Annotated in this window: 22 protein-coding genes and 1 riboswitch; of the genes, 10 read left to right on the top strand and 12 right to left on the bottom strand. The window is 68.3% G+C overall.

The window, feature by feature from the left end; all coding sequences use genetic code 11:
- Nucleotides 1-128 precede the first annotated feature (128 nt).
- Nucleotides 129-247, top strand: a riboswitch (SAM riboswitch).
- Nucleotides 248-324: 77 nt separating this feature from the next.
- Genes metX through AC06FB_RS10995 form a run of 3 tightly spaced genes read left to right on the top strand, consistent with a single transcriptional unit; the run spans nt 325 to nt 3,652 of the window.
- Nucleotides 325-1,356, top strand: a complete 1,032-nt coding sequence (metX, locus tag AC06FB_RS11005; protein ID WP_197571440.1) for a homoserine O-succinyltransferase MetX — start codon at nt 325-327, stop codon at nt 1,354-1,356.
- Nucleotides 1,353-2,588 (top strand): O-succinylhomoserine (thiol)-lyase, encoded by a 1,236-nt coding sequence (locus AC06FB_RS11000; protein ID WP_262218583.1) that lies wholly within the window; start codon nt 1,353-1,355, stop codon nt 2,586-2,588. Before metX ends, AC06FB_RS11000 begins: the two co-directional genes overlap by 4 nt.
- Complete coding sequence (locus AC06FB_RS10995) at nt 2,585-3,652, top strand: homoserine dehydrogenase family protein (protein WP_459040143.1); 1,068 nt, start codon at nt 2,585-2,587, stop codon at nt 3,650-3,652. Before AC06FB_RS11000 ends, AC06FB_RS10995 begins: the two co-directional genes overlap by 4 nt.
- Before the next feature lie 135 nt (nt 3,653-3,787).
- On the opposite strand, the gene AC06FB_RS10990 is transcribed toward AC06FB_RS10995, so the two are convergent.
- Both AC06FB_RS10990 and AC06FB_RS10985 read right to left on the bottom strand, forming a co-directional pair.
- A complete protein-coding gene (locus tag AC06FB_RS10990; protein WP_111186375.1) occupies nt 3,788-4,783 on the bottom strand; it encodes an alpha/beta fold hydrolase in 996 nt (331 codons plus the stop codon).
- A 74-nt stretch (nt 4,784-4,857) separates the two neighbouring features.
- The gene (locus AC06FB_RS10985; RefSeq protein WP_053519882.1) at nt 4,858-6,240 is read right to left on the bottom strand and encodes an L-serine ammonia-lyase; all 1,383 of its coding nucleotides are present in this window, start codon (nt 6,238-6,240) and stop codon (nt 4,858-4,860) included.
- A gap of 141 nt (nt 6,241-6,381) precedes the next feature.
- Between AC06FB_RS10985 and AC06FB_RS10980 the strand changes: the two genes are divergently transcribed.
- Nucleotides 6,382-6,567 (top strand): thioredoxin domain-containing protein, encoded by a 186-nt coding sequence (locus AC06FB_RS10980; RefSeq protein ID WP_053519891.1) that lies wholly within the window; start codon nt 6,382-6,384, stop codon nt 6,565-6,567.
- Nucleotides 6,568-6,636: 69 nt separating this feature from the next.
- Here the strand turns inward: AC06FB_RS10980 and AC06FB_RS10975 are convergent, their stop codons facing one another.
- From AC06FB_RS10975 to AC06FB_RS10965, 3 genes are read right to left on the bottom strand one after another with little or no spacing between them, the layout of a single operon-like run.
- A complete protein-coding gene (locus AC06FB_RS10975; protein WP_053519881.1) occupies nt 6,637-7,209 on the bottom strand; it encodes a YceI family protein in 573 nt (190 codons plus the stop codon).
- A gap of 3 nt (nt 7,210-7,212) precedes the next feature.
- On the bottom strand, nt 7,213-7,785 hold the full coding sequence (locus tag AC06FB_RS10970) for a cytochrome b (RefSeq protein ID WP_053519880.1): 573 nt from the start codon (nt 7,783-7,785) through the stop codon (nt 7,213-7,215).
- Nucleotides 7,782-8,426: a YceI family protein gene (locus AC06FB_RS10965; protein ID WP_111186374.1), complete on the bottom strand. Its 645-nt coding sequence runs from the start codon at nt 8,424-8,426 to the stop codon at nt 7,782-7,784. The genes AC06FB_RS10970 and AC06FB_RS10965 overlap by 4 nt, the downstream gene beginning before the upstream one ends.
- A gap of 164 nt (nt 8,427-8,590) precedes the next feature.
- On the opposite strand from AC06FB_RS10965, the gene AC06FB_RS10960 reads away from it, so the two are divergent.
- Together AC06FB_RS10960 and AC06FB_RS10955 are read left to right on the top strand one after the other, a co-directional pair.
- A complete protein-coding gene (locus AC06FB_RS10960) occupies nt 8,591-12,139 on the top strand; it encodes a sensor histidine kinase (protein ID WP_111186373.1) in 3,549 nt (1,182 codons plus the stop codon).
- A 96-nt stretch (nt 12,140-12,235) separates the two neighbouring features.
- The gene (locus AC06FB_RS10955; RefSeq protein ID WP_322522911.1) at nt 12,236-15,766 is read left to right on the top strand and encodes a hybrid sensor histidine kinase/response regulator; all 3,531 of its coding nucleotides are present in this window, start codon (nt 12,236-12,238) and stop codon (nt 15,764-15,766) included.
- 21 nt (nt 15,767-15,787) lie between these two features.
- Here AC06FB_RS10955 and mdtD read toward each other — a convergent pair whose 3' ends face one another.
- The 5 genes from mdtD to AC06FB_RS10930 all read right to left on the bottom strand — a co-directional run bounded on the left by mdtD (nt 15,788) and on the right by AC06FB_RS10930 (nt 20,410).
- Nucleotides 15,788-17,197, bottom strand: coding sequence for a multidrug transporter subunit MdtD (gene mdtD, locus AC06FB_RS10950; RefSeq protein ID WP_065182627.1), 1,410 nt, complete (start codon nt 17,195-17,197; stop codon nt 15,788-15,790).
- Between the two features lie 91 nt (nt 17,198-17,288).
- On the bottom strand, nt 17,289-18,362 hold the full coding sequence (gene hemE, locus AC06FB_RS10945; RefSeq protein WP_478053694.1) for a uroporphyrinogen decarboxylase: 1,074 nt from the start codon (nt 18,360-18,362) through the stop codon (nt 17,289-17,291).
- Between the two features lie 36 nt (nt 18,363-18,398).
- Nucleotides 18,399-18,638: a WGR domain-containing protein gene (locus tag AC06FB_RS10940; protein WP_053518663.1), complete on the bottom strand. Its 240-nt coding sequence runs from the start codon at nt 18,636-18,638 to the stop codon at nt 18,399-18,401.
- A gap of 120 nt (nt 18,639-18,758) precedes the next feature.
- The gene (aroB, locus tag AC06FB_RS10935) at nt 18,759-19,871 is read right to left on the bottom strand and encodes a 3-dehydroquinate synthase (RefSeq protein WP_164151576.1); all 1,113 of its coding nucleotides are present in this window, start codon (nt 19,869-19,871) and stop codon (nt 18,759-18,761) included.
- Entirely contained in the window at nt 19,868-20,410 is a 543-nt protein-coding gene (locus tag AC06FB_RS10930) for a shikimate kinase (protein WP_065174808.1), read from the bottom strand. The genes aroB and AC06FB_RS10930 overlap by 4 nt, the downstream gene beginning before the upstream one ends.
- Nucleotides 20,411-20,508: 98 nt before the next feature.
- On the opposite strand from AC06FB_RS10930, the gene AC06FB_RS10925 reads away from it, so the two are divergent.
- Nucleotides 20,509-20,712: a dodecin family protein gene (locus tag AC06FB_RS10925; protein WP_053518657.1), complete on the top strand. Its 204-nt coding sequence runs from the start codon at nt 20,509-20,511 to the stop codon at nt 20,710-20,712.
- A gap of 6 nt (nt 20,713-20,718) precedes the next feature.
- On the opposite strand, the gene AC06FB_RS10920 is transcribed toward AC06FB_RS10925, so the two are convergent.
- The gene (locus tag AC06FB_RS10920) at nt 20,719-21,546 is read right to left on the bottom strand and encodes a kinase (protein ID WP_111186370.1); all 828 of its coding nucleotides are present in this window, start codon (nt 21,544-21,546) and stop codon (nt 20,719-20,721) included.
- Nucleotides 21,547-21,586: 40 nt separating this feature from the next.
- Between AC06FB_RS10920 and pdxH the strand changes: the two genes are divergently transcribed.
- Together pdxH and aacA are read left to right on the top strand one after the other, a co-directional pair.
- Complete coding sequence (pdxH, locus tag AC06FB_RS10915) at nt 21,587-22,186, top strand: pyridoxamine 5'-phosphate oxidase (protein WP_263175306.1); 600 nt, start codon at nt 21,587-21,589, stop codon at nt 22,184-22,186.
- A complete protein-coding gene (gene aacA / locus AC06FB_RS10910; RefSeq protein WP_478053693.1) occupies nt 22,183-22,650 on the top strand; it encodes an aminoglycoside 6'-N-acetyltransferase in 468 nt (155 codons plus the stop codon). Before pdxH ends, aacA begins: the two co-directional genes overlap by 4 nt.
- A gap of 47 nt (nt 22,651-22,697) precedes the next feature.
- On the opposite strand, the gene prpR is transcribed toward aacA, so the two are convergent.
- Nucleotides 22,698-24,281 carry a propionate catabolism operon regulatory protein PrpR gene (prpR, locus tag AC06FB_RS10905; protein ID WP_277381800.1) on the bottom strand — a complete coding sequence of 528 codons (1,584 nt, stop codon included), beginning with the start codon at nt 24,279-24,281 and terminating at the stop codon, nt 22,698-22,700.
- 155 nt (nt 24,282-24,436) lie between these two features.
- Here prpR and prpB point away from each other — a divergent pair, with 155 nt between their 5' ends.
- Entirely contained in the window at nt 24,437-25,330 is an 894-nt protein-coding gene (gene prpB, locus AC06FB_RS10900) for a methylisocitrate lyase (RefSeq protein ID WP_053518670.1), read from the top strand.
- Nucleotides 25,331-25,364 lie beyond the last annotated feature (34 nt).

Below are 25,364 nucleotides of genomic sequence, written 5' to 3'. Positions count from 1 at the left end.
TCCGGACAGGGGGACCGCCGCGACTGTACCTGATCCGCAAAAGGTGGGCCGCAGCGATCGCTCCGGGTATTCATCGCTTTATCCGCATGAAGGGATTGACATGCGCGGAAAGCGATGGCATCGTGGCTCCACCATCGAGACCGGCAGAGGGACAGGCCCTTTGAAGCCGGGGCAGCCCGCAGGCGCGCAAGCGCCGGCGTAGGTGCCAAATCCTGCGGGGACCGTGGCGTCCACCGGAAGATGGTTCGAACCATGCACCGCAGGTGCATCTCGAACGCGAGCCCCGCGAAGGCTCGATGGCCGATTCCCCTAACGGATCCCGCCATGAGCTTCGCCCCCAGCACCACGCTTCGCCCCGAACCCTTTGTCCCCGTCAGCGTGCCGGTCGAAGACCGCGTGCACGCCGAGCGCGGCGAGTTCGCCGCGGTGCTGTCGATGCGCCACGCCGGCGCGTGCCCGGTACGCGTTCGCTACGAATGGGTGGGACCGGTCGATGCACCGGTGGTGGTACTGGCTGGCGGCATCTCCGCCCATCGCCATGTGGCGTCCAACGCGCAGTTCGCCGAGAAGGGCTGGGCCGAGGAACTGGTCGGCAGTGGCCGCACGCTCGATCCGCAGCAGCTGCGCGTTCTGGCGTTCGACTTCATCGGTGCGGATGGCGCGCTGGACGTGCCGATCGACACGGCCGACCAGGCCGACGCGCTGGCCCTGCTGCTGGATCACCTGGGCATCCGCACACTGAAGGCGTTTGTCGGCTACTCCTATGGCGCCCTGGTCGGGCAGCAGTTCGCTGTCCGCCATCGCGCCCGCGTGCGCCAGCTGGTGCTGGCCAGTGGTGCGCACCGTCCGCACCCCTATGCCGCGGCGTGGCGTGCGTTGCAGCGCCGGGCGGTCGCCCTGGGACAGCTGCAATGCGGTGAAGACCATGGCCTGGCACTGGCCAGGCAGTTCGCGATGCTCAGCTACCGCACGCCGGAAGAGTTCGGCGAGCGCTTCGACGCTCCGCCCGAGGTGGTCAACGGCCGCGTCCGTGTGGCCGCCGAGGACTACCTCGACGCGGCGGGCGCGCAGTACGTCGCGCGCACCCCAGTGACCGCCTACCTGCGCCTGTCCGAATCGATCGACCTGCACCGCGTGGATCCCACCGCCATCCTGCCGCCAACCGTGGTGGTGGCCGTGGAAGGCGATCGGCTGGTGCCGTTGGCCGACCTGGTCGGTCTGGTCGAGGGGCTGGGTCCGCGCGGCAGCCTGCGCGTGCTGCGCTCCCCATACGGCCACGACGCCTTCCTCAAAGAAACCGATCGCATCGACGCGATCCTCGCTACCGCCTTCCGCACTTCTGGAGAGACCGCATGAGCCTGCACGCCGCCGAGCCGTCCTGTTGTCGCACCACTGCCGCCGTCCGCGCCGGCATCGATCGTGACACCGCCCATGGCGCGGTCACTCCACCGATCGTGCTGTCGTCGAACTTCAGCTTCGAAGGCTTCGGCAACAAGCGCCAGTACGACTACACGCGCAGTGGCAATCCGACGCGCGACCTGCTGGGCGAAGCACTGGCCGAACTGGAAGGCGGAGCCGGTGGCGTGGTCACCGCTACCGGCATGGGCGCCATCAACCTGGTGCTGAATGCCCTGCTGCAGCCGGGCGACACGCTGGTGGTACCGCACGATGCCTACGGCGGCAGCTGGCGCCTGTTCAACGCGCTGGCGAAGAAGGGGCATTTCGAACTGGTCACCGCCGACCTCACCGACCCGCGCACGCTGGCGCAGGCCCTGGCCACCCAGCCACGGCTGGTGCTGGTGGAAACCCCGTCCAACCCACTGCTGCGCATCACCGACCTGCGCTTCGTCATCGAGGCGGCGCACAAGGCCGGGGCGCTGGTGGTGGTCGACAATACGTTCCTGTCGCCGGCGCTGCAGCAGCCGCTCTCCTTCGGTGCCGATCTGGTGCTGCATTCGACCACCAAGTACATCAACGGCCACAGCGATGTCGTCGGCGGTGCGGTGATCGCACGTGATCCCGCGCTGCACGAACAGCTGGTGTGGTGGGGCAACGCACTCGGGCTGACCGGCTCTCCCTTCGACGCTTTCCTGACCCTGCGCGGCCTGCGCACGCTGGATGCACGCCTGCGTGTGCACCAGGAGAACACGGCCTCGATCGTCGCGCTGCTGGACGCGCACCCCGCCGTGGCCCGGGTGTATTACCCCGGCCTGGCCGACCATCCCGGTCATGCCATCGCCGCACGCCAGCAGAGCGGCTTCGGCGCGATGCTGTCGTTCGAGCTGGCCGACTGCGCCGGCGAGGATCCGCACGCTGCCGTGCGCGCGTTTGTCGATGGACTGCGCTGCTTCACCCTGGCCGAATCGCTGGGCGGCGTGGAAAGCCTGGTCGCGCATCCGGCGACCATGACCCACGCAGCGATGAGCGTTGAGGCGCGTGCTGCCGCCGGCATCAGCGAAGGGCTGCTGCGCCTGTCGGTCGGCATCGAGGCCGAGCGCGACCTGCTGGCCGACCTGGGCGCGGCGCTGGCACGCGCCGAAGCGGTGATCGACGCTGCCGCACGTCGCAAACAGGTGGTGGACGCATGAGCGCGCTGGCTGCCGAGATTCCGGCGATGGGCGGCGGTCGCCTGGCACTGCTGGGCACCGGGACGGTGGGCTCTGCGTTCGTGCAGCGCTACCAGGCCCTGCAGGCGCGCGGCCTGGAACTGCCCAGCGTGCAGTGGCTGGCCAACTCGCGTACTGCGCTGGCCATCGACCGCGATCTGGCCCTGCCGCTCGAACTGGCGCGGCGCGCACCGCGTGGCGGCCAGAGCGTGCCACCGTGGGCCGGTGCCGAAGGGCTGGAGCGTGGCGATGTGGTGGTTGATGCCACCGCCAGCGAAGACGTGGCCGCCCGCCATGCGCAGTGGCTGGCGCGCGGGGTGCATGTAGTGACGGCCAACAAGCTGGGCCGGGGCGGGCAGCTGTCACGCGCGAAGGCCATCGCCGAGAGCTGCGCCGACAGCGGCGCCCGGTACGGCGACAGTGCCACCGTGGGGGCGGGACTGCCGCTGTTGAGCAGCCTGCGCGCGCTGGTGGCCGGGGGGGATCACATCCACGCGATCGAGGGGGTGTTGTCCGGTTCCCTGGCCTGGTTGTTCCATCGCTATGACGGCCGTTCGCCGTTCTCGGCTGCAGTGCGCGAGGCGCTGGCCGCGGGTTACACCGAACCGGATCCGCGCCTGGATCTGTCCGGCGAGGATGTGCGGCGCAAGCTGCTGATTCTGGCGCGCAGCAGCGGACTGGCGCTGGATGCCGCACAGGTGCACGTGGATTCACTGGTGCCCTCGGCGTTGGCTGCGCTGCCGCTGGACGAAGCATTGGCCGAACTGGAGCAGCTGGACGCACCGCTGCAGGCGCGCTGGCAGCAGGCGACGGACAGCGGCCGTGTTCTGCGCTTCGTCGGCCGGGTCGACGCTGACGGCGCACAGGTGGGGCTGCGTGAACTGCCGGCCGATCATCCACTGGCGCAAGGGGCGGGCACCGACAACCGCGTCGCCATCCACAGCGACCGCTATCGCACCCAGCCGTTGCTGATCCAGGGGCCGGGAGCGGGCGCGGAAGTCACTGCTGCCGCATTGCTGGATGACGTGCTGCGCATCGTGGGATGAGCAGCGTCCCGCTGCGCCCGCCGGGCATGGCCCGGTGTTATCCGCACCGCTGCGCTCGCCGGGCATGGCCCGGCGCTACCTGCAATGTCGTGTCCGTCCCGGTAGCGCCGGGCCATGCCCGGCGGATACGCAGTTTCAGCGCCCTTTCAACACCTTCAGCAGCGCGGCATTGAACTGCCTGGGGTCCTGTACCTGCGGCGAATGGCCCAGTTCGGCGAATTCGACCAGCGTCGCGCCGGCAATCGCCGCAGCGGCCGATTTGCCCAGCGCCGGATAGTTGCCCAACCGTGCCTTCACTTCTGCCGGTGCCAGGTCACGACCGATCGCGGTGCGGTCCTTCTGGCCGATGAACAGCGCGGTCGGCACCTTCAGATTCTTCAGCTCGTATACCACCGGCTGGTTGAACACCATGTCCGAGGCAAGTGCCTGGCTCCAGGCCACCGCCTGCCTGCCGTCGCCCTCGTACATGCCCGCTTGCATGCGTGCCCAGGTTTCATAGGCAGGCTTCCAGGTGCCGTCGTAGTACACGTCCATCTGGTAGCGGCGGATGCTCTCGTAACTGGTTTTCAGCTCGCCGGCATACCAGGCATCGACGCTCCGCCACGGCACGCCCAGCGCCTTCCAGTCCTCCAGGCCGATCGGATTGACCAGCGACAGGCTGCGCAGGTCCTGCGGATAGGTCAGTGCATAGCGCACCGCCAGCATGCCCCCCATCGAATGGCCGACCAGGTGCACGGGCAGGCCGCCGAGCTGCAGCTGCTGCAGCAGTGCATGGGTGTTGGCGGCGAGCTGGCCGAATGAATACTGGTAGCGCTCGGGCTTGCTGGATTTGCAGAAGCCGACCTGGTCAGGTGCGATCACGCGGTAACCGGCGGCGAGCAGGGGAGGGATGGTTTCCTTCCAGGTCGCCGCGCAGAAATTCTTGCCATGCAGGAGCACCACCACGCCGATCGGCGCGGTCGTCGGCGCGATATCCAGATAGGCCATCTGCAGCGGTTGCTGCTGCGATTCCAGGGTGAAGGTCTGTACCGGATGGCCGTAATCGAAGCCCTCCAGCCGTGGCCCATAGGCCGGTGCGGCAGCGGCGGTGAGGGGCAGGGAGGCCAGCAGCAGGGCGGCGATCACGCGCATGGGACATTCCGTGACAGGGGACGCCCGAGCCTAACCGGAATGCGGTGACGGTGTCGTCCGGCAGATGCCCGTCATCAGCACTCGATGACATTCACCGCGAGGCCGCCGCGGCTGGTTTCCTTGTACTTGTCCTGCATGTCGCGGCCGGTGTCGCGCATGGTCTTGATGACCTTGTCCAGCGACACTTTGTGCTTGCCATCGCCGCGCATCGCCATGCGCGAGGCATTGATCGCCTTCACCGCGCCCATCGCGTTGCGCTCGATGCAGGGAATCTGCACCAGCCCACCGATCGGGTCGCAGGTCAGGCCGAGGTTGTGTTCCATGCCGATTTCCGCGGCATTCTCGATCTGGCTTGGATTGCCACCCAGCGCCGCAACCAGGCCGCCGGCCGCCATCGAGCAGGCCACGCCCACTTCGCCCTGGCAGCCTACTTCGGCACCGGAAATCGAAGCATTCTCCTTGTAGAGGATGCCGATCGCCGCCGAGGTCAGCAGGAAGTCGAACACGCGCTGCTCGTTCGCGCCCGGGCAGAACCGGTCGAAGTAATGCAGCACCGCGGGCAGCACGCCGGCCGCACCGTTGGTCGGCGCGGTCACCACGCGGCCACCGGCGGCGTTTTCCTCGTTCACGGCCAGCGCGTACAGATTGACCCAGTCCAGCGTGGTCAGCGGATCGCGCATCGCCGCTTCCGGCTTCGACGACAGCTCGCGGTACAGCGCCGGCGCGCGACGGCCGACCTTCAGGCCGCCCGGCAGCACGCCTTCCTCGCGGATGCCGCGCGTCACGCACGACTGCATCGCGCTCCAGATCTCGCGCAGCTGGGCGCGGATCTCGTCCTCGCTGCGCCAGCACTTCTCGTTCTCGAACATCAGCTGCGCGATGCTCAGGCCGCTGCGCGCGGTCTGCGCGAGCAGCTCGTCGCCGCTCTTGAACGGATAGGGCAGCGGGGTTTCGTCGGGCACGATGCGGTCATCGGCCGCGTCGTCCTGGTTGACCACGAAGCCACCGCCAACGGAGTAATAGTCGCGCGTGGCGATCACTTCATCGTCGGCGTTGTACGCGGTGAAGCGCATGCCGTTGGTGTGGTACGGCAGCTTCTGCCGCTTGTTCATGCCGAGGTCGCGCTTCTCGTCGAAGGCGATCTCATGCTGGCCCATCAGCTGGATGCGCTTGCTGCTGCGGATGCGATCCAGCGTGGACGGAATGATGTCCGGATCGATCAGGTTGGGGCGCTGGCCTTCCAGGCCAAGCAGGATCGCCTTGTCGGTGCCATGGCCGCGACCGGTCAGCGCCAGCGAACCGTAAACGTCGGCGCGGATGCGTGCGACCTCGTGCAGGCGGCCGGGGTCGAGCAGCCAGCGATGGATGAACCGCTCGGCGGCCTTCATCGGTCCGACGGTGTGGGAAGAGCTCGGGCCAATGCCGATCTTGAAGACGTCGAACGTGCTGACAGCCATGGATGCCAAACTGCGGGTACCGGACAAGCGGCTATTCTAGCGGCTTGCCGGGCCCTCCGATGGCTGCGGCGCAGCATTTCCGCCAAGCGAGGCAAGCCGGTGTTGACCCTGTTCCAGCGTGACGACTGCCACCTGTGCGATATGGCCCTGGCCGAACTGGCCAAGGCACGCGCGCCCGAGTTCGAATCGGTGTTCCTGGATGACCATCCAGCGCTGGAGGCGCACTACGGCGCGCGGGTACCGGTGCTGCGCGACGAGGCGGGCGGCCGCGAACTGGACTGGCCCTTCGATGCGGCGCGGGTGCGGGCCTGGCTGGCTGCGGGGTGAAGCCGCCGGGCATGGCCCGGCGCCACCCTGTATCACCGTTCCAAGGTGGAGCCGGGCATGGCCCGTGGCTTACTTCGCGTCGAACTTCACGATCGTGCTGATCGCGGTTTCGTCGGGGATGGTCTTGGTGTCGGCCCAATCGCCGGCGCCGACGCTGAAGTCCAGGCGCTTGACGGTGGCCTTGCCGGTCAGCACCGGCTGCGTGCCCGGCTTCCAGGTGAAGGTGAGCGTCACCGGCTTGCTGACACCACGCAGCTCGAGCGTGCCATCGGCGGCGAACTGGTCATTGCCGATGGCGCGGAAGCCCTTCGCGGTGTAACGCGCGGTGGCGAACTTGCCGACATTGAAGAAGTCCGCGCTCTGCAGCGTCGAGTCACGATCGCTGTTGCCGCTCCTGGCGCCGGCCAGCGGAATCACGACGTCGAGTGAGCCGGCCGCCGGATTGGCGGGATCGAAGCTGAGCTTGGTGGCGAAGCCCGGGAAGCTGCCGGTGAACACTTCGCCGTCGTACTTGCTGGCAAATACCAGGATCGAGCCCGCGCCGGGAGCCTGTGCATAGTCCGCGGCCAACGCCGGGGCAGTGGCCAGCATGCCGGCCAGGGCAGCGGCCACGGCCGCCGGGGTGGTCAGTTTCAGATTCATCGGTCAGTCCTTCTGGGGAGAGGCAAGCCAGCCACGCGGCAGCATGCGGCTCAACGTCGCGTCGCGCTGGAACAGGTGGTGGTAAAGGGCAGCGCCGGCATGGGCCAGCACCACAGCGATCAGCAGCCAGAAGCCGTACTCATGGATCGCATGCGACACGGCGACGACCTGCGGATCCGGTCCGCTGAGCTTGGGCACATCGACCAGACCGAACCAGCGGAAGGGCCGCAGCCCGCTGGCAGAGTCGTACAGCCAGCCCGAAAGCGGAATGGCGAACATCAGCACGTACAGCAGCACGTGGGTAGCGCTGGCGATGCGCTCCTGCCAGCTGGGCACACCCGGCACCGGCTTGGGCGCACCGGCGTAGAGGCGCCAGACCAGGCGCAGCAGCACCAGGGCCAGCACGGTGATGCCGATCGACTTGTGCGCGGTGTAGACCCAGAAGTATTTGGGCGTCCTGGGCAGTTCGCCCATGGTCAGGCCGACCACGCCAAGGGCGAGGATCAGTAGTGCGATCAACCAGTGCAGGGTCTGGCTGACACTGCCCCAGGCGGCAGGGGAGTTCTTGGCGGTCATGCGGGGTCCTTGGGGGCCGTCTTGCTGTCGGAGTGGGGAACCGGGGCAGGAGTTCCCGGCCTGTCGCTGCGGTCGAGGAAGGCCTCGGCCTCGATCCGTACCTGTACCGCGTCGCCGATCACCCCGGGCCAGGCGGTGATGCCGAACGCGCGGCGGCTCAACGTGGTGCTGGCGGAAAAACCGGCGGTGCGGCGGAACGGCGGCAACGGATAGCGTTTGATGGCATTGAGGGTCACATCCAGCGCGACCTCCTGGCTGACCCCGCGCAGGGTCAGCGTGCCGAACACACGGGCGTGGTTCGCATCGATCGGTTCGACCCGCGACGATACGAACCGGGCGTTGGGAAACCGCTCGCCATCAAGCAGGCTGCGGGCCAGCGTGGCCTGGTTCCATTTGGCATCTCCCAGATCCAGCCGGGCGACCGGCACATCGACCTGCAGGGTTGCCTCGCGCCAGTTGTCGGGATCGAACTGAAGGTGGCCCTCACTGCCCGATACCGTCCCCATGGCCTGCGAGTAGCCGGCATGATCGATCGTGAACAGCACGCGCGTGTGCACCGGATCCAGCCGGTAGGTATCGAGCTGTGCCCAGGCGGGCGCAGCGGCGAGCAGCAACGGCAGCAGGAGCAGGCGGGGTCGCATCGATGGCGGGCTCCGGGAGGGGACGCTGCGATCATACGCACAGCCCCCTGACAACGCTGCGTGCATGGCTGCAACAGTTCGTGGTGGCGATGCCACTGGAAACGGGCTGTTGCAGTCGTGAAGCCTGGGCTGTGTGACAATCGCGGCTGGATCGGGGGTTCAGGATGACGAGTGGCTGGCGTCTGTGGTGCCGAGGCATCGCAGTAACGGGTCTGCTGCTGCTGGCAAGCGCCACGGTGGCCGCGACTCTGGACATGGCTGGGGAGACACCACGACTGCGCCGCTTCGGCGCCGCCGAGGGCTTGCCGTCGCGCATGGTCGTGGCCCTGGCCGAGGACCGCCAGGGGTACATCTGGGCGGCCACCGATGGTGGGCTGGCCCGCTACGACGGCACGACGCTGCGGGTCTGGCAGCATGAACCGGAGCGGCCAGGTTCGCTGCCGGGCAACGAGATCGAGACCCTGCTGGTGGATCCGCTGGACCGGGTGTGGGTCGGCATCAACGGCAAGGGCATCGCCCGGCTGGACGCGGATCGCGAGCGTTTCTCCAGCTTCGCCGCGGTGAACAATGAATGCCAGAGCCAGTTCTGGACACTGGCCTATGCGGACGATGCGCTGTGGATCGGCACCAGCGGCCATGGCGTGTGCCGCTTCGGCGAGGATGGCAGCCTGCGCTTCTTCCAGCATGATCCGCAGCGCCCCGGCGGCTTGCCCAGCAACACCATCTTCAGCAGCCTGGTCGACGCGCAGGGCCGCCTGTGGGTCGGTACCGAGGCCGGTGTCGCCCGCTGGAACGGCAACAGCTTCGAGGCCATCGCGCCGCGCGAGCTGGGCAGGGTCAGCGTGCTGCGTCTCAGCCGCGACCCCGATGGATCGATCTGGGTCGGCAGCCAGAACGAAGGCCTGTTCCGCATCGATGCCCAGGACCGCGTCAGCCGTCCACGCTGGTCCGGCAGTGATCGCTTTCGCTCGGCACTGGTGCTGGCGGATCGGCAGGGAGGCTACTGGGCAGGTACCTCGGATGGGCTGCTGCGCGGTGATGCGCAGACACTGTGGCGCCTGGAGGGCGATCGCGGCAGCGGCTTCCTGACCGCCCACAGCGGCGTGCTCGATCTGCTGCAGGACCACGAAGGCGGGGTCTGGGTGGCCCTGCTGAGCCAGGGGTTGGCCTATCTGCCGCCGGACTGGCGCCGCTTCTCCACCTGGAACCAGCTCGACGGCAAACCGCTGGACAGCCAGTACCTGCTCAGCGCGGCCACCGATGGCCGGAATTACTACGTGAGTTCGGCACACGGCGTGTACCGGATCGATGCGCAGGGCGTGCTGAGTCTGCTTGCCAGTGATCGCGAGCTGGGCAGTGGCGCGGTCTGGTCGGTATTGCCGCGGCCGGACGGCCGCCTCTGGCTGGGCCGCGCCGGGCGCATCACCGTCTATGACCCGGCTACCCGCGCAACCCGGGAGTGGCGCATCGACGGCGGCTCCGACCTGCGCCAGCGCATCGACCTGATGCGGCAGGCGCCGGATGGCACCGCCTGGGTGTCGGTGATGAATGTCGGCGTGCAGCAGCGTCTGGACGATGGCCGGGTGCTGCGCAGCTTCCCCGTCGAGGGATTCCGCGGCCTGGGCGATGCGCCGATCGAACAGATTCGATTCGATCCGCGCGGGCAGGCCTGGGTGATGGGTGACATGGGCCTCTGGCGCCAGCAGGGTGAGCGCTTCGAGGCGGTTCCTGGCGTCTCGCGGGGATCGATCTACGACCTGGTGTGGATCGATCCGCAGCAGCTGTGGCTCGCCCGCCAGGGCGCCTTCGAGCGCTACCAGTGGGATGGCATGAGCCTGCGCCTGGTGCAGCGCGTCGATGCTGCCGCCGGCGTGCCACCCCTGAGCATGGGTGGGCTGGCCTTGGCCGACGATGGCCGCCTGTGGGCCACCACGCCGCGCGGTCTGCTGCGCTGGGATCCGAAAACGAAGCGGCTGAGGCAGTTCACCGAGCGCGACGGACTGCCCGATGCCGAATTCACCGGCCGGCCGCCTGCGGTGAACGCCGATGGCCGCGTGCTCGCGGTGACCCAGACCGGCGCGGTCGGTTTCGACGTCAATGCCGCCGACACCCCGCTGCCATTCTCCGCGCTGGTGATCGCGCAGGTGCGCGTACGTCGCGACGATGCGCGCGGCTGGCAACCCCTGCCGACCACCGGGGTGCTGCTGCTGGGTCCGGATGACCGTGATCTGCAGATCGACGCGCGGCTGCTCTCGTACGGCAACCCGCAGGGCAACCGCTATCGGTTCCGGGTGCAGGGCTATGACCAGAACTGGGTGGAGCAGGGCGGCGACGGCCAGCGCACGCTGTCGCGCCTCGCGCCCGGTGCCTACGTGATCGAAGTACAGGCGGCCACCGACAGTGGTCCGTGGACGCCGTCGCAGCAACTGCAGGTGAAGGTATTGCCGCCCTGGTGGCGCAGCGGCATGGCGATCTTCGGCTACCTGCTGCTGGGCTCGTTGCTGCTGCTGGTGCTGGCATGGGCGATCCGCAGCCGTCTGAGAAGGCGCCAGCAGTGGCAGCTGACCGTGCACAAGCAGCAGCTCGCCGAGCAGGCCTCGCAGGCCAAGAGCCACTTCCTGGCCACGCTGGGTCATGAGGTGCGCACGCCGATGACCGGCGTACTGGGCATGAGCGAACTGCTGCTGGCCACATCACTGGATCCGGTACAGCGCAGCTATGCCGGATCGATCCAGCAGGCGGGCAGCCATCTGCTGCGTCTGGTCAACGATGCCCTGGACCTGGCCCGGATCGAAGCCGGGCGGCTGGAGCTGGACCTGCGTCCGTTCGATCTTGCCGCGCTGCTGGACCAGGTGCAGATGCTGATGCGGCCGATGGCGCAGCAGCGCCAGCTCGATTTTGTACGCGAGGATGCCTTGCCCGGCCCGATCAGCGTCAGTGGCGATGAAATGCGCATCCGCCAGATCCTGCTGAACCTGCTCGGCAATGCCATCAAGTTCACCGAGCGCGGCCAGGTCGGACTGGGCGTGCGGCTGCAGGAGGATGGCGGCGGGGTGTGCTTCGAGGTGTTCGATACCGGCCCCGGCATCAATGCCGAACAGCAGCAGCGTCTGTTCCATCGCTTCGAGCAGGCCGATGGTCCACGGACAGCGTCGCGCTATGGCGGCAGCGGGCTGGGCCTGGCGATCTGCCAGGAACTGGCCGTGGCGATGGGGGGGCGCATCGATGTCGACAGCCAGCCGGGCAGGGGCGCGCGGTTCCGCGTGCAGCTGCCGCTGCCGTGGACCCGCCAGGCTGCCCACAGTGGTTCGGACAGGGCGTCGCCACCGCCGCTGCCGCCGCTGCGCATCCTGCTGGTCGAAGATGACGCCACGGTAGCGGACGTCATCGCCGGCCTGCTGCGCGGTCGTGGCCACGACGTAGTGCATGTGCTGCATGGCCTGGGGGCCTTGTCGGAGATCGCGACCGAGGGGTTCGATGTCGGTCTGCTCGACCTGGATCTGCCGGCCCTGGACGGAACGGCGATCGCCCGTCAGCTGCGCGCCATGGGCTATGAGCTGCCACTGGTGGCGGTGACCGCGCGGTCCGATGCCTATGCGGAGGCGCAGGTGCTGGCCGCCGGTTTCGACGGCTTCCTGCGCAAGCCGGTCACGGGCGACATGCTGGTGGCGGCCATCGTGCAGGCTCGCAGCAAGCGCCAGGGTGAGAGCTGATTGCGCCGGCGCCGGGCGTGAACGGCGCGACTTTCGGTTTACCATGCCGACGCCCGCACGACGGGCACCATCTGGGAACGCGTGAGGAGGCGATCAGTGGCGTATCTGCGGGCGGCGATGCTGCTGATGCTTCTGCTGTGCTGCCTGGCGCCCGCTGCCGCACAGCCGGTACCGCCCACGCCCCGGCAGGTGACGGTGTTCGATGGCCTGCCGTCCAACACTGTCAACCGCATGGCGGAGGACCGCTACGGCTACCTGTGGATCGCCACCAATGACGGGCTGGCCCGATACGACGGCCGCAACTACCGGGTCTGGCGCTCCGAGGACGGCTTGCGCGACAACCGCATCTGGACCGTACTGGTCGATACCCGCAACCGCTTGTGGATCGGCACCGAGAATGCCGGCCTGGTAAGGATGTCGGCCGACCGCCGGCAGCTGCGGTTCTTCGACCGCAGCAGCCAGCCGCTGATGAGCACCAATACGATCTGGAGCCTGGCCGCCACCCCCGATGGCTCGATCTGGTTCGGTACCCACGAAGGTGGGCTGTACCGGGTGGATGGCAATGATCGCGTGCAGCGCTTCCTGCCCGAGGCGAACAATCCGCGCAGCCTGCCGGCCGCTGCGGTGCCCTATCTGGCCACGCTGCCCGACGGCAGCCTGTGGGTGGGCACCAAGCATGGCGTGGCGCGTTGGACCGGCAGCGATTTCGAGCGGGTCGGCGACGAGCAGGTGCCCGGCCAGCTGATCAACGGTTTGACCGCCGAGCCTGACGGCAGCCTGTGGATCAGTACGCTGGCCGGCGCATTCGTGCGCCGGCCGGATGGTCGCTTCGAGCGGCAACCCTGGTCGGTGCCGGCCGGCGACGAGGTGCTGGGCATGATGCTGCGCGATGAGCAGGGGGGCTACTGGCTGGACACCCGCAGCGGACTCGGCCGCGCGGTCGATGGCCAGTACCAGACGGTGCCGCTGTACAGCGCGATCGCGCGCGGCCAGGTGCGGCCGAACTGGACCGGCGCCTACGAGGATCGCGAGGGCGGCATCTGGCTGGCCAGCACCAATGCCGGTCTCTGGCATTTGTTGCCACGGTGGTGGCAGTTCTCGGTGTTCTCGCGTCTGGAGGACGATGCATCGTCACTGCGCAACGCCTACGTACTCGGCACCAGTGCGTCCAGCAACGGAGGTGTCTGGACGGTCGGCAGCCACGGCGCGCTGGATCGCTTCAATCCCCGTACCGGCCAGATCGAGCAGTTCCGGCGTGGCGTCAATGGCATCCACTGGCTGACCTCGGTTCGCGAGGACCGCCATGGCCGGGTCTGGATCGGTTCGTCCGGAGCGCTGCTGCGCTATGACCCGGCACGCGACGAGCTGCGCCGCTGGGGACGCGATGCGCCTGCCGATGCCGCGATGGAGGGCGATGTCGACGCACTGATGATCTGCGACAGCAACAGCCTGTGGTTGATGATGCCCGCCGGCCTGCAGCAGCGCGATCTGGATGGTCGGCTGCTGCTCGAACTGGACAATGGCCAGAACGGACTGCAGAACGGCCAGCTGAACCAGGATCTGGTATGTGGTCCGCAGAAGCAGCTGTGGCTGGCCAGCAGCCGAGGGCTGCTGCAGTGGCAGCCTGAGCAGCAGCGCTTCCAGCCGGTGCCCGGCGCGCCGGCAACGGCACTGTACGCGGCGTATACCGGCAGCGACGGCCAGGTGTGGCTGTCCGAGGACGGCCGGTTGTCGCGCTATCGATGGAGCCAGGGGCGTCTGGAGCGGCAGGGGGTCATTGGTGCCGAACAGGGATATCCGGCGGTTTCCGCCACCGGTCTGGTGGTCGATGCGCAGGGTGTGGCCTGGGCCACCAGCGCACGCGGCCTGGTGCGGGTCGGCGCGGACGGCCAGAGCGTGCGCCTGTATGGCGTGCACGATGGCCTGCCCAGCCAGGAGTTCCGCGCGCATACCTTGATCGCGACGTCTTCGGGACGGCTGGTGGCAGGCACGCCGGCCGGCGTGGTGGTGTTCGATCCGGAACAGGTGCGACCTTCGGTGCGCCGCGCACCGCTGGTGATCGAGCGGGTGGAGGTGCGCCGCAACGAGCAGGTGCTGGACCTGACCCACGACGCACCGTTGCTGATCGCCGACGGCGACCGCGATCTGCGCATCGTGGCGCGCCTGCTGTCCTTCGCCGATTCGGCCTCCAATTCGTATCGCTACCGCCTGGCCGGCTATGACCCGGACTGGGTCGAGGTCGGGCCCGCCGGTGAACGCCTGTTCTCGCGGCTGCCGCCGGGCAGCTATCGGCTGGAAGTGCAGGCGCGCTCGGCCGACCACGTCTGGTCGCGGGTGCAGACCCTGGAGTTCCGCGTGCAGCCGCCGTGGTGGCGCAGCCTGTCGGGCCTGCTGGTGCTGACGTCGATCGCGTTGCTGCTGACCAGTTGGTTTGCATGGCTGTACCGTCGCCGCCTGCAGCGTCGCCACGCCTACCAGCTGGCGTTGCACAAGCAGGAACTGGCCGAGCAGGCCTCGGCGGCCAAGACACGCTTCCTGGCCAATCTGGGCCATGAGATCCGCACGCCGATGACCGGTGTGATGGGCATGAGCGAGCTGCTGTTGTCCTCGCCGCTGGATCCTCAGCAGCGCGGCTACACCCAGTCCATCCGCCAGGCGGGCGAGCATCTGCTGCATCTGGTCAACGATGCGCTGGACCTGGCGCGGATCGAATCGGGGCGCCTGGAACTGCAGTCCCGGCCGTTCGCGCTCCATTGCCTGCTGCAGGACCTGGCCGCGCTGATGGGGCCGCTGGCCGCGCAGAAGGGACTGCGTTTCGTCCTGGACAATCGCTTGCCGCCCGGCCTGCAGGCCACCGGCGATGCGATCCGGGTGCGGCAGATCCTGCTCAACCTGCTGTCCAACGCGGTGAAGTTCACCAGCCGTGGCACCATCACCCTGCATGCCCGGTGCGATGAGGCGATGCGTGCACTCCAGTTCGAAGTGCGTGACACCGGGCCGGGCATCAGCCAGGAACAGCAGCTGCGCCTGTTCCGCCGGTTCGAGCAGGCTGACGGTGCACGTACCGCGGCGCAGTATGGTGGCAGTGGCCTGGGGCTGGCGATCTGCCGCGAGCTGGCGCAGGCGATGCAGGGCCGGATCCAGGTCGAAAGCCAGTTGGGGCGCGGAACCTGCTTTGGAGTGATGCTGCCCCTGCCGCTGGAAGTGGACGCCGACGCCGATGCGGACAGCGCCGCGCGGAGCGAGGATGCAGTAGCGAACATGCCCCCCCTGCGCGTGCTGCTGGTGGAGGATGACGCGACGGTGGCCGATGTCGTGCAGGGTCTTCTGAGTGCGCGCGGCCATGAGGTAGTGCATGCCGGGCATGCGTTGGCGGCGCTGCGCGAGATCAGCGGGAGTGATTTCGATGTGGCCCTGCTTGACCTGGACCTGCCGGGCCTCAGCGGCTTCGAGCTGGCCGAGCATCTGCGCAACCAGGGGTACACGCTGCCGTTGCTGGCGGTGACCGCGCGCACGGACCCGGACCTGCAGAAGCAGGTGGAAGCGGCCGGGATCGGCGGTTTCCTGCGCAAGCCGGTCACGGGCGAGCTGCTGGTGGAGGCCATCGCCAAGGTGTTGGGGCGCTGAGGCCGGGCACAGTCCGGCAGGCTACTCCGCGACGTGTTCGACCTGGCGGGGTTCGGGCTTGGTGTCCGGCAACTGCCAGAAGATCATCGTCGAAGTCAGTGTGATCGCGCCCACGCACAGGAACGTGGCGTGCAACGCCGCCGTTGCGCCGTGGCCCTCCAGGTGCGTGCCGAAGGCGGCCAGCAGGCTGCCCGCCGCCGCCGCGCCGAAGCCGGCAGCCAGCATCATCACCATCGACAGCAGACTGTTGCCCGAACTGGCGAACTCCCGATCCAGATCGCGCAGGGTCACGGTGTTCATCACGGTGAACTGCAGCGAATTGACCGCACCGAAGAAGGCCAGCTGCAGCAGGCGCCAGCCCAGGTGCTGGCCCGGCGTCATCAGGATGAAGCTGGCCATGGCCAGGCCCACCAGCACGGTGTTGGTCATCAGCACGCGCCGATAGCCGTAGCGTTCGACCAGCTTCACCGCCAGCCGCTTGGAGACCATGCCGGCCGCGGCCACCGGTACCATCATCAGTCCGGCGTTCATCGGTCCCAGGCCAAGGCCCACCTGCAGCAGCAGCGGAATCAGCATCGGCATGGCGCTGCTGCCGATGCGTGAGAACAGGTTGCCGAGGATGCCGATGCGATAGCTGGGCACACGGAACAGCGCCAGCGAGAACAACGGCGCGGTCGAGTTGGCCGCGTGCAGCCAATAGCCCACCAGTGCGGCCAGCCCCGCCACGGTCATCAGCATCACCAGCGCGTGCGGCGTACCCAGCCCGGAGATGCCGTCCAGCGCCAGCGACAGCACCACCATCGCAAAGGCCAGCATGATGTAGCCGCGCAGGTCGAAGCGTGTGCGGTGGCTGGCGTAATGGTCCGGCATGATCTTCATCGCAGCGATGAAGCCGATCACGCCGATCGGAAGGTTGATCAGGAACACCCAGTGCCAGGAGGCGATCTCGACCAGCCAGCCGCCCAGCGTCGGGCCGATCAAGGGGCCGATCAGGGCGGGGATGGCGATGAAGCTCATCGCACGCAGGAAGTCCTCGCGCGGCACCGAACGCATCACCGCCAGGCGGCCGACCGGCAGCAGCATCGCACCGCCGATGCCCTGCAGCACGCGGGCACCCACCAGCTGATGCAGGTGCTGGGCCAGCGCGCAGGCCAGCGAGCCGAGGGTGAACAGGATGATCGCCACCAGGAAGGTGCGCCGGGTACCGTAGCGGTCAGCGATCCAGCCGGAGGCGGGAATGAACGTGGCGACCGCCAGTGCATAGCTGAACACCACCGACTGCATCTGCAGCGGACTCTCGCCCAGGCTGGCCGCCATCGCCGGCAGCGCCGTGTTGACGATGGTCGAGTCCAGCATCTGCATGAAGATCGCCAGGGACACCAGCCACAGCAGGGGGCGCTGGCGGTTGTAGGTCGATGGCGATGTGGACATGGGTTGTGGCCGGTGCAACGTGGGGGCGCCATGATCGCGCACTGCGGGTCACGGCGCGATCAACACCGCGCCGCAACCGCATGCGCACTGTTCAGCGCTGGCTGTGCGCGTGCACCGCGTCGACCAGTACCTGCACGTGGGCCGGGTCCATGTCCGGTGACATGCCATGGCCCAGGTTGAACACGTGGCCCTCGCGCGACCCGCCACTGCCGGCGGCGTAGGTATCGAGCACGCGCGCGGCAGCGGTGGCGATCGCATCGGGCGAAGCGTACAGCGTGGTGGGGTCGAGGTTGCCCTGCAGGGCAACGCGACCACCGGTGCGGCGCAGCGCTTCGTCCAGGTCCAGCGTCCAGTCCAGGCCCAGTGCATCCGCACCGGTCTGCGACAGTGCTTCCAGGTGCAGGCCGGTGCCCTTGCCGAACAGGATCAGCGGCGTACGCTCGCTGGCTTCGCCACGGTCCAGGCCCTGGGCAATCCGCTGCAGGTAGCGCAGCGAGAATTCGCGGTACATCGCCGGCGACAGCACGCCGCCCCAGGTGTCGAAAACCTGCAGGGCCTGTGCGCCCGCGGCGCGTTGCGCGCCCAGGTAGGCGATGACCGCGTCGGTGGTGACCTCCAGCAGGCGGTGCAGCGCCTGCGGGTGGTTCAGCGCCATGGCCTTGATGCGCGAGAAATCCTTGCTGCCGCCGCCTTCCACCATGTAGCAGGCCAGTGTCCATGGGCTGCCGGAGAAACCGATCAGCGGCACCTGGCCATCCAGCTCGCGGCGGATCAGGCGCACCGCATCCATCACGTAGCCCAGGTCCTGCTCCATGTCCGGCACCGCCAGCCTGGCGATGGCGGCTTCGTCACGTACCGGGTGGCGGAACTTGGGGCCTTCGCCTTCGACGAAGTACAGCTCCAGCCCCATCGCGTCGGGGATGGTGAGGATGTCCGAGAACAGGATGGCGGCATCCAGCGGGAAACGCCGCAGCGGCTGCAGGGTGACTTCGCAGGCGATCTCCGGGTTCTTGGCCATCGCCAGGAAGCTGCCGGCCTTGGCCCGGGTCGCGCGGTACTCCGGCAGGTAGCGGCCGGCCTGGCGCATCAGCCAGACGGGCGTGCAATCCACCGGTTCGCGGCGCAGAGCGCGTAGCAGGCGATCGTTGCGGAGAGGGCTGGTCACGTTGAACGTTCCTTGGATCGAAGGTGGGCAGCGGCATCAGTCGCCGTGCGAAAGGATCTGGAAGCCACGATGCAGTTCGGCATCGCGCGCCTTCTCGAAGGCGTGGCGGGCTTCGTCGGCCTGCAGGAACAGCTCGCGGCGCAGCTGCGAGCGGCCACCGACGCGGCCGCTTTCGCGCAGCAGCTCCCAGCCGCCGAAAAGATCCGGCTGCAGGCTCAGGCGCAGGAACCGCGGTGCCTGCGCACCGGCCTCGGGATGTTGCAGGTAGACATGCATGGCCCGATTGTAGCGGGGCCAGGGTGACCCCGGCCGCAACGCGGTAGCGCCGGGCCATGCCCGGCGGACGCTCAGGAAACCCGGGTAGCGCCGGGCCATGCCCGGCCAACGCGGAAGCGATCAACCCTGGCCCAGCACCTTCAATACCGCTGCTTCATCCACGTCCGGCACGACCTCGGCCCGACCCATGCCGCGCCAGAGCACCAGGCGCAGTCGACCGGCCACGTTCTTCTTGTCCAGCCGCATGCGGCCGAGCAGGGCCTGCGGATCCAGGCCGGCCGGGATCGCGACCGGCAGCCCGAGCCTTTCCAGCAGCGCCTGCAGGCGCGCGCGGTCGGCATCGTCGGCCAGGCCGAGATCGGTGGACAGCCTGGCCGCCAGCACCATGCCCACTGCCACCGCCTCGCCATGGTTCAGCGCATCGCGGCCCGGCGCCGAATAGCCCTGTTCGGTTTCGATGGCATGGCCGAAGGTGTGGCCGAGGTTCAGCAGGGCACGCTCCCCCTTCTCGAACGGATCGCGCTCGACGATGGCGGCCTTGTGCCTGCAGCTGCGGGCGATGGCTTCGGCCAGCACCGCGTCCTCGCCAGCGGACAGCGCGTCGGCGTGGTGCTGCAGCCAGTCGAAGAAGTCCGCATCGCCCAGTGCGCCGTACTTCACCACCTCGGCCAGCCCCGCGCGCAGCTCGCGCGGCGGCAGGGTGGCCAGCACCGCGGTATCGGCCACCACCGCGCGCGGCGGATGGAAGGCGCCGACCAGATTCTTGCCGGCAGGAATGTCTACGGCAGTCTTGCCGCCCACCGACGAATCGACCATCGCCAGCAGCGTGGTCGGCAGCTGCACGCAGTCGATGCCCCGCATCCAGCAGGCTGCGGCGAAGCCGGCCAGGTCGCCGACGACACCCCCACCGAGCGCGAACACACAGGCATCGCGGGTGGCGCCCAGGGCTGCCAGCGCTTCAATGGCGCGGCCGAATTCAGCCAGGGTCTTGGAGGCTTCGCCGGCGGCCAGCACGTGTTCGCCGACGACCAGGTCCGGACGCGCGGCCAGCAGGGTCTGCTTCAGCCGCGCCAGGTACAGCGGGGCGACGTCGCTGTCGCTGAGCAGCAGGACGTGGCGCCCCCGCACGTGGCGGGCGAGGGCAGGGCCATTGCTCTGGACGCCGGCGCCGATGGAGATGGTGTAAGGGCGGTCACCGCCAACGGCGACCTGCAGCGGAGTGGGGGAAGTCATGCGATCAGGTCCTGGCGCTGCCATTGCGCGGCGAGCTTGACGACCAGCTGGGCGGTGGCGTCGGCAGCGGTGTACGGGTCGGTATCAAGGGTGAGGTCGGCCAGTTCGCGGTACAGCGGATCGCGATGGGCGGCCAGGTCATGCAGCACCTGCTCGCGGTCGGGGCGCTGCAGCAACGGCCGGGCCTTGTCGCGGGCCAGCCGTTCCAGTTGCGCGGTCACGCTGACGCGCAGGTAGACCACGAAGCCACGGCGGGCGATCAATGCCCGGTTGTCCGGGTCCAGTACCGCTCCGCCGCCGGTCGAGACCAGTTGGCCGTGGCCCTGCAGGAGGCGGGCCAGCGCGTCGCGCTCGAGGCTGCGGAAGCCGGTTTCGCCGGAGTGCTCGAAGATCGTGGGAATGCTGGCTCCGGCGGCGTCGACGATGGACTGGTCGACATCGACGAAGTCCAGCGTGAAGCGCTCGGCGAGGCGGCGGCCGATGCAGGTTTTGCCGGCGCCCATCGGGCCGATCAGGATCAGGTTCGGAGCAGGATTCATGCGCCCTGATGCTAACACCTCCGTGCCCCGGCCTTTACGTCCTTCACGTCAGGGTGGGACTTCCTGCGGGGATTCCCGCGTTCAACGGAGTACAGGCCATGTCGGTTGCCAAGGTCATCGAAATTACCGCCTCTTCGCCCACGAGCGTGGAGGATGCCGTGCGCAGCGGCCTGAAGAAGGTCTCCGGAACCGTGAAGGGCATCCAGGGGGCCTGGATCAACGAGACCAAGGTGGTCACCAACGGCAGCGGTGAGATCACCGAGTGGCGGGTCAATCTGCGGGTGACCTTCCTGGTGGAATGAGGGGCCTCAGCGCAGTGCCTGTACCTGGCGCTGCGCATCCAGCACCACCACCCGGTCGGCGAGGGCCGGCAGTGCATGCAGTGCCTGCCGGCTGACCCGCTCGAAGTACTGCACGAAGCGCTCCAGCTGCGGCCGGCTCATGCCATGCCGGCCGGGCTGGGCCGCCTGCAGGCTCTGCTCCTGCTGCCAGCGCCAGCGCGGTACTACCGAGAAGTCCGGCGGCTGCAGGAACCACAGGCGGTCACAGCGTTGCCACAATGCCGGGTAGTCGCGGCCCAGGGCCTGGTTGCACCAGTGGCGCCAGCGGCCATCGCTGTCGGCATCACGTTCAAGGGCGTTCAACGGCTGAGCCAGTTCGGATTCCTCCTGCGCCGGTGTGCCCAGGAACCAGCCTTCGAACACCAGCAGGTCCAGCGGCTTTTCCAGCCGTGGCCACTGCGCCTGTGGCAGGCGCTCGTCGGCCAGCTTGTCGAAGCGCGGCAGCGCCAGTGGTTCGCGCGCGGCGGCGGCATCGAGCAGCGCGTGGACCAGCGGCAGGTCGTGGGTGCCCGGCGGCCCCCGGGTGATCAACAGCGGATGGACCTGGCGTGCCAGCCGCTGCCGTTGCGCGCGGGTCAGGTAGACATCATCGATGGACAGCGTCGCGGCGTTCAGGCCCCGGTTCCGGGCGCGCGCCACCACCTGCTCGGCCAGCGTCGATTTGCCGCTCCCCTGCAGCCCGCTGATCGCCAATACTGGAACCGCCGCGCCACTGCCCAGCGCATCATCCAGTGCCTGCTCGGCCAATGTTTCGGGAAATCCTTTCACCTGGGGCATATACGCAGCAGCGACCATGCCGCCACAATAGATCAATCCGTGTGAGAAGAACGCAATCATGAGCGACCTGTACGCCGAAGCCCTGTCCACGTTTGCGGCCGTGTTCGACGAGGCCAAACAGAGCCGCGAGGTCGAGCCGAACGCGATGACCGTGGCCAGTGCCGACCTGCACGGTCGTCCATCGGCGCGCACCGTGCTGCTGAAGGCCTTCGATGAGCGTGGCTTCGTGTTCTATACCCACCTGGACAGCCACAAGGGCCAGGAGCTGCGGGCCAATCCGCAGGCGGCCCTGCTGTTCCTGTGGCGCAGCCTGCGCGAGGCCGGCATCCAGGTGCGCATCGAAGGCCGTGTCGAACAGGTGGCCGATGCGGAAGCAGACGCCTATTTCGCCAGCCGTCCGCGCATGAGCCAGATCGGCGCGTGGGCCTCGCAGCAGTCGAAGACGCTTGCAACGCGCGAAGAGTTCGATGCGCGCGTGGCCGAGGTCGAGGCACGTTTCGAGGGCAAGGACGTGCCGCGTCCGGACGGCTGGAGTGGCCTGCGCGTGGTGCCCGACCGCATCGAGTTCTGGTACGGCGCGCAGTTCCGCCTGCACGAGCGGTGGTGCTATGAAGCCGGCGCCGAGGGGCGCTGGAGCAAGCGCCTGTTGTATCCGTGAGCGGCTGCGCTGCCACGATCCGCCAGGCCACACCGGCCGATGCCGCTGCATGGTCGCAGCTGCGCGTGGGCCTGTGGCCCGACGCCGATGATCCACTGGAGGAGCTGGCGCAGTCGCTGGCCGATCCGGAAGGTGCGGTGTTCCTGGCGTGCGCGGCTGATGGTGAGGCGGTCGGTTTCGCTGAGGTACGCCTGCGCCACGACTATGTGAACGGCACCGGTTCCTCGCCGGTCGGGTTCCTGGAAGGCTGGTATGTAACGCCGCAGTGGCAGGGCCGCGCTGTCGGCCGTGCCCTGCTGGCGGAAGTGCAGGCGTGGACGCGGGACGCGGGCTGCAGCGAGCTGGCCTCGGACAGCGGCCTGGAGGACTTAGAGGCGCATGCGGCACACCGCGCCTGTGGCTTTGTAGAGACCGAGCGGGTGGTCTATTTCCGCATGCCGCTGGACGCGGTCACGCGGGGGTAGTGCCAACCTTGGCTGGCGGCGCGCCGCGCGGTCCGCGCGGCGCCTGCCTACAGTCCTTCCGCGCGCAGCCAGCGCCACAAGGTGGTGCGTGACACGCCGAGCACCTGGGCCATGCCTTCGCGGTCATTGCGGTGCTCCTGCAGCAGCGCCTGCAGCTGGGCCCGTGCCGGGCGCCTGCCATTGCTTTCCAGCCGCAGGGACGGGGTGCTTTCGCGCGCCAGTTCCGGCGCCAGCTGCAGCAGGCGCCCAGCGTCGATCATCCCGTCTGCCGGCTGCCAGTGGATGCGCAGGCGGTCGACCAGATTGCGCAGTTCTCTCACATTGCCCGGCCAGTCGGCGGCACCCAGCACTGCCATCGCGTCCTGGTCCAGGGGGGCGTCGATACCGCGCAGCTGGCGGAAGAAGTGCCGGGTCAGCAGCGGGATGTCAGCGCGCCGGGCACGCAGCGGGGGCAGTGCGATGCGCAGTGCCGCCAGCCGGTAGTAGAGGTCGCGCCTGAAGCTGCCGGCAGCTGCGCGATGCTCCAGCGACTGCAGCGTCGCGGCCACCACCCGCAGGTCCACGGGTGTTGGTTCGGTGGCGCCGACGCGCAGCACTTCACGTTCTTCCAGTACGCGCAGCAGGCGGGTCTGCAGCGGCAAGGGCAGCTCGCCGATCTCGTCAAGGAACAGTGTGCCGCCATCGGCCGCTTCGACCAGGCCGACCCGGCCGCCACGACGTGCGCCCGTGAAGGCGCCATCGCTGTAGCCGAACAGTTCGGCTTCCAGCAGCGATTCGCTGATCGCGCCGCAGTTCAGCGCGACGAAACGACCGCGCCGGCCGCTGGCGGCGTGCAGTTGCCGTGCCACCAGTTCCTTGCCGGTACCGGTCTCGCCGGTGACCAGCACGGTGCTGTCGTGCGGTGCATAGAGCGCGATCTGTGCGCGCACCTGCGCCATCGCCTCGCTGTCGCCGAGCAGCGCGTATGCATCGCCGCGCGGGGCGGCACTGCGCCGCGTGGTGGGGCGTGGACCCACCGAGCGTGCCAGGGTCTGGGTCAGTTCCAGCGCATGCTCGAAGGCCTGCCGTACCGAGTCGGCCGAATACAGCAGCACGCCCGGCAGCCCGGCCTGCTCGGCATGGTCGATGGCCATCCCGGTGCCGACGATCACTTCGATGCCGTTGGCACGCAGATCGGCGATGCAGTCGCGCGCATCTTCGCGGGTGACGAAGCGGCGGTGCTCGATATCCAGGCCGAAGCTCTGCTGGAAGCCGCTGAACACCGGCACGTCGCTGGCATGGGTGACCAGGCCAATGCGTGCGGCGATGCGGCGCGCGCGCGCCAGAGCCTCCATCAGGTCGAAGCCGTTGGCCTGGATCGGCACCAGCGGCAGGTCGAGCCGACTGCGCAGCCAGGCCGCGTTCGAGCCACCGGCAATCACCACGTCGCAGTGCTCGCGGCGCAGGCGTTGGCCGATCACCTCCACTGCCTCTTCGAAGCCGAGGTTGATCTGCTCGATGCGCGCGCGGCGGTCGAACTCGGGAATGACGTCACCCAGCAGGCCGGTCAGCCGCGAAACGCTGACCGTCCAGATCACCGGGCGACCGGGGTCGGCATCGGCATGGCGCAGGGGCGAGCGGGGCAGGTACATGGGGCGGACACCGGCACGGGAGTGTTTCATGATACATCTGTTTCAATGTTTCATATGTTTCATGGCTGTCAGCCGGTCATGCCTTTGAAATCAATCGCTTGCAGCTTGGCATGGTGCTTGCGCCTGCCCACCTGTTCCTCAACATGGATTGCCGCATGACCGCTTCCGCCCCTTCTTCCGCCGGTGCCCGCTTCCGCGAGGCTCTGGCCGCCGAATCGCCGCTGCAGGTGATCGGTGCGATCAACGCCAACCACGCCCTGCTGGCCAAGCGCGCCGGCTTCCGCGCCATCTACCTGTCCGGCGGTGGTGTTGCCGCAGGCTCGCTGGGCCTGCCGGACCTGGGCATCAACACCCTGGAAGACGTGCTGGTGGACGTGCGCCGCATCACCGACGTCTGCGACCTGCCGCTGATGGTGGACATCGATACCGGCTTCGGACCCAGCGCGTTCAACATCGCGCGCACCGTGAAGTCGCTGATCAAGGCCGGCGCGGCCGCCTGCCACATCGAGGACCAGGTGGGCGCCAAGCGCTGTGGTCACCGTCCCGGCAAGGAGATCGTTTCGCAGGGTGAGATGGTCGACCGCGTGAAGGCCGCCGCTGATGCAAAGACCGATCCGGATTTCTTCCTGATCGCACGCACCGATGCCATCCAGGTGGATGGCGTGGACAAGGCCATCGAGCGCGCCATCGCCTGTGTCGAAGCGGGCGCTGATGGCATCTTCGCCGAGGCTGCCTACGATCTGGATACCTACCGCCGCTTCGTCGATGCAGTGAAGGTGCCGGTGCTGGCCAACATCACCGAATTCGGTGCGACGCCGCTGTTCAGCCGCGACGAGCTGGCCTCGGCCGGGGTCGCCATCCAGCTGTTCCCGCTGTCGGCGTTCCGCGCGGCGAACAAGGCGGCGGAGAACGTCTACCAGGCGGTGCGCCGCGACGGTCACCAGCGCAGCGTGGTCGACGCCATGCAGACCCGCGAAGAACTGTACGACCGCATCGGCTACCACGCGTTCGAGCAGCAGCTCGACGCACTGTTCGCCGCCAAGAAATAAGCAGTACCCTGCACCATCAAGTTTTCGGAGGGAA

Source organism: Stenotrophomonas sp. Steno-C15, from assembly GCF_056393265.1.
Note: the sequence above shows the minus strand (reverse complement) of the source record. Positions and strands in the feature narration are given on the sequence as shown.

Coding starts and splice junctions, on each gene's coding strand:
- prpB (WP_053518670.1), top strand. CDS start 24,437: ATGACCGCTTCCGCCCCTTCTTCCGCCGGTGCCCGCTTCCGCGAGGCT.
- pdxH (WP_263175306.1), top strand. CDS start 21,587: ATGAGCGACCTGTACGCCGAAGCCCTGTCCACGTTTGCGGCCGTGTTC.
- AC06FB_RS11000 (WP_262218583.1), top strand. CDS start 1,353: ATGAGCCTGCACGCCGCCGAGCCGTCCTGTTGTCGCACCACTGCCGCC.
- metX (WP_197571440.1), top strand. CDS start 325: ATGAGCTTCGCCCCCAGCACCACGCTTCGCCCCGAACCCTTTGTCCCC.
- AC06FB_RS10960 (WP_111186373.1), top strand. CDS start 8,591: ATGACGAGTGGCTGGCGTCTGTGGTGCCGAGGCATCGCAGTAACGGGT.
- AC06FB_RS10970 (WP_053519880.1), bottom strand. CDS start 7,785: ATGACCGCCAAGAACTCCCCTGCCGCCTGGGGCAGTGTCAGCCAGACC.
- AC06FB_RS10965 (WP_111186374.1), bottom strand. CDS start 8,426: ATGCGACCCCGCCTGCTCCTGCTGCCGTTGCTGCTCGCCGCTGCGCCC.
- AC06FB_RS10995 (WP_459040143.1), top strand. CDS start 2,585: ATGAGCGCGCTGGCTGCCGAGATTCCGGCGATGGGCGGCGGTCGCCTG.
- AC06FB_RS10940 (WP_053518663.1), bottom strand. CDS start 18,638: ATGCATGTCTACCTGCAACATCCCGAGGCCGGTGCGCAGGCACCGCGG.
- AC06FB_RS10925 (WP_053518657.1), top strand. CDS start 20,509: ATGTCGGTTGCCAAGGTCATCGAAATTACCGCCTCTTCGCCCACGAGC.
- prpR (WP_277381800.1), bottom strand. CDS start 24,281: ATGTACCTGCCCCGCTCGCCCCTGCGCCATGCCGATGCCGACCCCGGT.
- AC06FB_RS10975 (WP_053519881.1), bottom strand. CDS start 7,209: ATGAATCTGAAACTGACCACCCCGGCGGCCGTGGCCGCTGCCCTGGCC.
- AC06FB_RS10930 (WP_065174808.1), bottom strand. CDS start 20,410: ATGAATCCTGCTCCGAACCTGATCCTGATCGGCCCGATGGGCGCCGGC.
- AC06FB_RS10920 (WP_111186370.1), bottom strand. CDS start 21,546: ATGGTCGCTGCTGCGTATATGCCCCAGGTGAAAGGATTTCCCGAAACA.
- AC06FB_RS10980 (WP_053519891.1), top strand. CDS start 6,382: ATGGCCCTGGCCGAACTGGCCAAGGCACGCGCGCCCGAGTTCGAATCG.
- AC06FB_RS10990 (WP_111186375.1), bottom strand. CDS start 4,783: ATGCGCGTGATCGCCGCCCTGCTGCTGGCCTCCCTGCCCCTCACCGCC.
- aroB (WP_164151576.1), bottom strand. CDS start 19,871: ATGACTTCCCCCACTCCGCTGCAGGTCGCCGTTGGCGGTGACCGCCCT.
- AC06FB_RS10985 (WP_053519882.1), bottom strand. CDS start 6,240: ATGGCTGTCAGCACGTTCGACGTCTTCAAGATCGGCATTGGCCCGAGC.
- mdtD (WP_065182627.1), bottom strand. CDS start 17,197: ATGTCCACATCGCCATCGACCTACAACCGCCAGCGCCCCCTGCTGTGG.